This window comes from Ideonella sp. P3_A4, assembly GCF_056403075.1.
Genome location: NZ_JBFUGE010000380.1, coordinates 1 through 5,867, shown reverse-complemented (window position 1 = coordinate 5,867; position 5,867 = coordinate 1). Strand labels below are relative to the sequence as shown.

General features: G+C 59.7%; 4 protein-coding genes and 1 pseudogene. 3 read left to right on the top strand and 2 right to left on the bottom strand.

The annotated features are described in order from the left end of the window. Positions 1–408, top strand: a 408-nt coding sequence (locus AC1DYI_RS24615; RefSeq protein ID WP_477206765.1) for a hypothetical protein, incomplete at its 5' end; no start/stop codon positions are given. Here AC1DYI_RS24615 and AC1DYI_RS24610 read toward each other — a convergent pair. Next, the gene (locus tag AC1DYI_RS24610; protein WP_477206764.1) at positions 395–3,361 is read right to left on the bottom strand and encodes a Tn3 family transposase; all 2,967 of its coding nucleotides are present in this window, start codon (positions 3,359–3,361) and stop codon (positions 395–397) included. The genes AC1DYI_RS24615 and AC1DYI_RS24610 overlap by 14 nt on opposite strands. 246 nt (positions 3,362–3,607) lie before the next feature. Here AC1DYI_RS24610 and AC1DYI_RS24605 point away from each other — a divergent pair, with 246 nt between their 5' ends. Next, a complete protein-coding gene (locus AC1DYI_RS24605) occupies positions 3,608–4,135 on the top strand; it encodes a hypothetical protein (RefSeq protein WP_477206763.1) in 528 nt (175 codons plus the stop codon). A gap of 63 nt (positions 4,136–4,198) precedes the next feature. Here AC1DYI_RS24605 and senA read toward each other — a convergent pair whose 3' ends face one another. After that, a complete protein-coding gene (gene senA / locus AC1DYI_RS24600) occupies positions 4,199–5,419 on the bottom strand; it encodes a selenoneine synthase SenA (RefSeq protein ID WP_477206762.1) in 1,221 nt (406 codons plus the stop codon). Positions 5,420–5,651: 232 nt separating this feature from the next. On the opposite strand from senA, the pseudogene AC1DYI_RS24595 reads away from it, so the two are divergent. Further along, a pseudogene (locus tag AC1DYI_RS24595) lies at positions 5,652–5,867 on the top strand (selenoneine biosynthesis selenosugar synthase SenB); the annotation flags it as partial.

Sequence of the window (5,867 nt, the reverse complement as noted above, 5' to 3'; positions counted from 1 at the left end):
CTTCTGTTCATTAAAGTAGACCGACTGATCGATGCGGAGCGCGTCCTTGGTCGACGCGGCTGTGAACACATCGTCCATCGCTTCTCTGAGTTGGTCACTGCAATCGCGACGGAATGCCCGGCAACACTGGTAGCTCGGGACACCATTTTGGTCTATGCGCATAGCGCAACGCTGAGCATCGACATGGCGGCGGCCATTCGGGCCGCCGTCCAGCAAGAGTTGAGAGCGGAACGACTGAAGGTGCTCGACTACTACGAACAGGTCCAGGCGCATGCCATGCCGGACGAGCACGTACTGACCGTCACTGTAGGAGCCAGCGCTTTCGCGCTCCAGCAAGAGGGTTGGCCGGGATTCGCGATTTTTTCGCCAAAAAGTGACCTAACTTATTGTCAGGTCAAAGAATTTTGACCTTCAAGTTCATTGCCTCTACTGGCGCAGTCAGGTCCATGGGATAGACGCCATACCTATTGAGGTGAAACGTGCGATACGGCGACAAGGCTGCTGCAAGCTTCGCGTCGATCGTGAACTTGCCGCTGCTTTGTAGGTCGCTCAAGACCTTCGACATTCGGTGCACGGTGTTCAGAATCAGCATGTTGGTCACCAGGTGGTTGTACTTGACGACCTTGCGTTGCTCGTGCCGAACGTTCTCGGCGATGACGCCCTCCCCGCCGAAGAAGGCCCACTGCGCGAACTGATTGAATTCCTCTGATTTGTTGGTCGCCGCATGGATCGTGCGCCGCAGCTGTGGATCGCTGATGTAGCGCAGCAAGAACATCGTACGGATCACGCGACCAAGTTCGCGGAACGCGAAGTACAGCTTGTTCTTGCGGCTTTTGCTACCCAACCGACGAAGAAGCGTGGACGGCGTGATCATCCCTGCCTTGATCGACACAGCCACGCGCAGCATGTCCTCGAAGTGGCGCTCAATCAAATCCCAATCGATGACTTCGCCACGGAACAACGGTTGGATATTCTCGTACCGCACCTCTCGACCGGCCTTGAAGAACGTCAGGTCCTTGATGTTGCGAATACGAGGCATCAGGTCGATCCCCAGCAGGTAGGCCAGCGCGAAGACTGGCGTGTTCTGTGCCTGGGTGTCGCCGTGTACGGTGTCGGGTTGGATGTCAGACTCGTTGCGAATGAGGCCATCAAGGATGTAAATCGCCTCGTAGACGCCGCAAGGAATGAAGTGGCTGAACAGCGCGATATAAGTGTCCGAGACGTGGTAGTAGCCGATGCCGCCGTAGCCGCCATAGCGAATGTGGTACTCGGACAGCAGGTTCTTCTCGTACATCGACCACTTCGTRCCATCGGCCGATGCCGACTTGCCCGAGCCCCAATATTTCGGCAGCGCGAACCGGTTGTATGCGTTGACGGTCTTCAGGATCGCCTTGTCCAGACGCTCCTCCGTGACGTGCCGCAGGTTGAGCCAAGCGATCTGCTTACGGCTGAAGCCCTTGAGGCTGCGCGCCGTCTGACTTGCGCCCATGTTGAATCCGTAGCAAAACAGCGTGGCAATGAATCGTGCCATCGGATCATCCAGCTTCGATTCAAAGCCAGATAAGGGGCCGAACAGCTTGTGTAAGTTCAGCCAGCCTTCCGTCTGAATCAACGCTTCCAGGACGTTCACATGACCGAGGCCTTCGTTGATAGATTGATCCAGAGATTCCAGTCCGTCAGGCGGTGCGTCGCTGGAACTCTTGCGGATGACTAGGCCGCTTGGCCCCCAGGCGACTGCGTCGTTCTTTGGGAACCCTCGATCGGTCTCCTCAGCCTGTGCGATCAACTTCGCCTTGAGCCCGGCGACGAAGCTCTGCCCATCCGGTGCCAACTCGAGCATCTCAACATAGCTGGGTAGTTCCAACCGGAACGCCTCTTCACCGATGAAGTGCTCGCGATAGTCGTCGTACTGCTCGCTGTTCGGGACGAACAAATCCCCCGACTGCAATTCTTCGTGAAGTCGGCTGAACAGGCACAGTTCGAAGTACTTGCGATGAAGATGTTGGAGATCGTTTGAATCCTTGCCAACGATCAGGTGTCGCCACTTCGCCGGCACCCATCTCAGATCAAGCACGGCGGCCGGGCCAACGACCAAGTACTCCTTGTGGCTGTTTCGGTACTTCAGCATCCAGGTCAGGGCCGAAGCAAATGCGTCTTCGCGATAGGTCGCCTGCGGCTGCAGAACGTCCAAGCACTCGAACAGCAGCGCCCGCTTGACACGGTACGGCTTCAGCATGAACGGGAAGTAATTGTTGTCCGCATAGGCCATGTACTCATCACATTCTTCGATGAGCTGCTGTGGTTCGTCCACCAAGACACCAGCGATGGCCGTCAACCGATCTGCCCCTGGATCACCTAGGTCATAGGCCGTCAATACGTCGCGCAGCTGCCCCACCAGTCGGTCGACCTGCCGAGCGTGCTCAAGCCGGTACTCTTGCAAGCGCTTGTTCGCGTCCCCATCGAGCTTGCGAACGGTCTTGATAAAGATCTCTGCGACGTCGTCTGTCGACTTGCGCAACTGGGACTGAATCAGCAAGACAGCGAGCGTGTAGCGTTTGCGCTCAACCAGCGATCGCATCTCAGTCGCATCGAGCGCCCTGGCCTCTAGCGTGAACTGAGCGCGCTTGGTTGCAGCGACATCGTGCAGATCGGGCAATCCACTAGCTTGTTCCCGCAGCCAACGGATGTGATGAAGAAAGGTCGCGACTTCCCTCGCAGTTGGACGACCAGGCTCACRCTTGAGGCGATCCCAATCGCTCTTTTCACCGCCGGCGCTGAGCAAGGCATCCAATCGGGCACGCTTTGGCGCATCGAGTTCGGCCGACGTTCGCTCGTAGATGGCCGTATTGACCCTATCGCGGGCAGTCTGCGCAACGCGATCCAGATAGCTGAACCCGGGAAGAACATACCGTTGCTTGACCAACTCCTCCAACAACGCGTTGATGATGTCGGGGAGCTCCTGTTTGGTTCGCGCCGAGGCCTCGGCGCGTTCGACTATCCATTTGCGCGCGCTCTGGTCTAGCTCCCGCAAGCCGAGTGCTGACAGTACATGTTTCTGATGACGGGGCTTTTCGCCGGAAGCATYGTACCGAGCGAGCACTTCTTTGGTGGGGCGAGAGACCTTCAGCCTCTTGCACACGTGCGCAACGATAGGCAGCGGGACGCTCGCGAGCGGCACCGAATAGCCCAAACGCTGAACGAGCTTCAGCTGCAACATCAAGCAGGACTGCGGCAATGGCCTGCGATACACGTCCGCGACGAACTTGCGCTCCCTGACGCTCGGCGTGTAGAGCTGGTCGAGTTCGTGCGGAGAGATGTCGTCGCGCAACCTGGGGTACGCGGTCTCTTCGATGTTGCTCATCGGGGATGCAGTCCGTCTTCTGGAACTCCGGTCGGAGCGAGGCCGCCACCCCGACATGAAGCAGCTCTGCGGTGCGGCCGCAAAGGTTACCGTCATCGACTCCGCAGTCTCTTGTGGAATCGAGCAAGGCTCGGCAACTCTTTGTGAAGCTGGCGCAGCGACGTAACATCGGCAGGACGGCTCACCCGAGCCAAACTCGCGCCACAAACAGCCATGCACAACTGCTTCAAGGCAAGCGCCTCGTTGTTGGCGACCTCGCTGTTTCTGATGACCGCCGCATTCCCCGCGGCCGCACAGACCGAGGCCAAAGCCGACCCACTCGCGCCGCTGGCACGGTTTCTCGGGAGTTGGGCGGGTACGGCATCTGGGCAGTCAGGCGACGGCACCGTTGCTCGAACCTACAGCCCGAGCATGCGGGGGCGCTATCTCCAGGAAAGCAACCTCTCTCGATACCCCGCACGCGAGGCCAACAAGCCCGACGAGGTGCACGAGCACATGTCGATGTTCAGCTACGACAAGGCAAGAAAGCTGATCGTGCTTCGCCAGTTCCACGTCGAAGGCTTTGTGAACACATACCGCCAGGTCAGTGCACCCGACACACTTCCCATGGTGTTCGAAAGCGAGTCGTTCGAGAACTTCAGCAACACCTGGAAGGCCCGAGAGACCTACGAGTTCAACGGTGACGACGAGTTCGTCGAGACGTTTGAGTTGGCACCGCCGGGCAAACCTTATGAGGTCTACAGCCGCAACCGGCTGAAGCGGCAGCCCAGGTAGCAAGATCGCTCGACCACAGACGTGGCCGCCTGCCGTCGGGCATCCACTGGTCGAGAGAGGTGTTCAACCCCTTGACACGGTACGAAACCCGGCAAAAACGTCGGTTCGCTCGGCCGTAAAGAAGTTGCGGTAGCGCGCATCGTGCATGCGTTGGTGGGTCGCGAACGAGCCGCCCCTCAGCTCACGGTGGGTATCGAACCAGGGCTGCGAATAGTCCTTGTACGGGCCCGGGCAGAACCCGGCATACGGCGTGAAGGCGTTGGCGGTCCACTCCCAAACACTGTGACCCCACCGGAAGCGGCCAYCCTCAGAGGACGTTGCTGCGTGCTCCCATTCCGCGGCTGTCGGCAGCCGACGACCCACCCATTCGCAATAGGCCTGGGCCTCGAAGGCATTGACATGGAGCATGGGCAGATCTGGAACCAGCAAGGTCCATCGATCAAACCAACGCTGTTGCAAGTCGCCATCATCCAATCGGCGCCACCGCGCAGGGAGGGTTGGGCGATTCGCTACATACCACCCAGAAGCTTCGACAGGCCAGAGTGCTTCATTGCCATAGCCACCCGCTTCGACGAACTCCAAGAACTGGCCAACTGTCACGACCTGGCTGTCGATTTCGAAAGGACGCAATTGCGCGCGTCGGCCTGGCAACTCATTGTCGAAAGCAAATCCGTGTCGGCTGGCAGGCCAGCCTAACTGAATCTCGCCACCCGGTAGCCCCACTGACGTCGCCCTGGGTACGGGTGACAAAGCCACCTTGGGTGGTACCGGATAGCCCAGGGCCGCCCGCAGCCACGTGAGTGCCTCGGCGTGCATGTCCTCATGAAACAGGGTCAGGCGATGAAAGTACAGCGCCTCATCCCCACCATCGGCCGGTAAGGCCGCCAAGCAGCACTGCAACTGCTCTTCCAGCATCGCCAGCACCTGGCCTCGGGTCGGCAGCTGGACGTGCCAGCGCTGGGCGTGAGCGAGCCGAGCCGAATCGAACAGAGCGTCCGGCGCGGCGATGCGTGCGGACTGCGCGGCGTGGATGAGCCCATCGTGGCTGGTGTGATGAGGCCCACGCAGAATCCAGAATTCCCCGAACCAGGCCAGGTGTGCGAGTTCCCAGGCAATCGGGTTGATTCCCTGTCGATAAGGCACCTGCCACTGCGCGTCGCTGAGGTCTTCGACCAACGACAGAGTTCGGCGCCTGCTGTCTCGCAGCGCTTCGGACAGTGCGGTCCCGGCGAGCTGGCGCGCGGTACCGACTTCTTCAGTTTGGCGTGCGAATATTGGCGTCATGAGTGAAGGTCCAATCCTAATCTTGTCTCCTGCTCTCGCCTCGAGCAACAACGGAAATTGGCGCACCGCTGGGCGGTGGCAGAAGTTCCTGTCCGGTTGTGGTCCRACGAGCATTCAGCAATGTTGGAACGGCGAGCCCGCGGGAGCACTGATTGCTTTGCACGCACGTCGCTCGGCCGATTCCATCGCGCGTTTTCGGCGTGCAGAGCCCGGCAAGCCGGTGACTGTCGTCTTGACCGGCACCGACGTCTACGGAACCTTGGAGCTCGACCCGATCGTCCGAGAATCTCTTCAGTGTGCCAGCCACATCGTGGTCTTGCAGCCGCAGGCGCTGCAGCGCTTGAGCCACGCCGAGCGAGCCAAGGCACGGGTTATCGTGCAGTCGGCGCAGCGCGTGGTGCGTCACGACAAAGCGCGACGAAGCTTCGACTTTGTGGCGGTTGGGCAC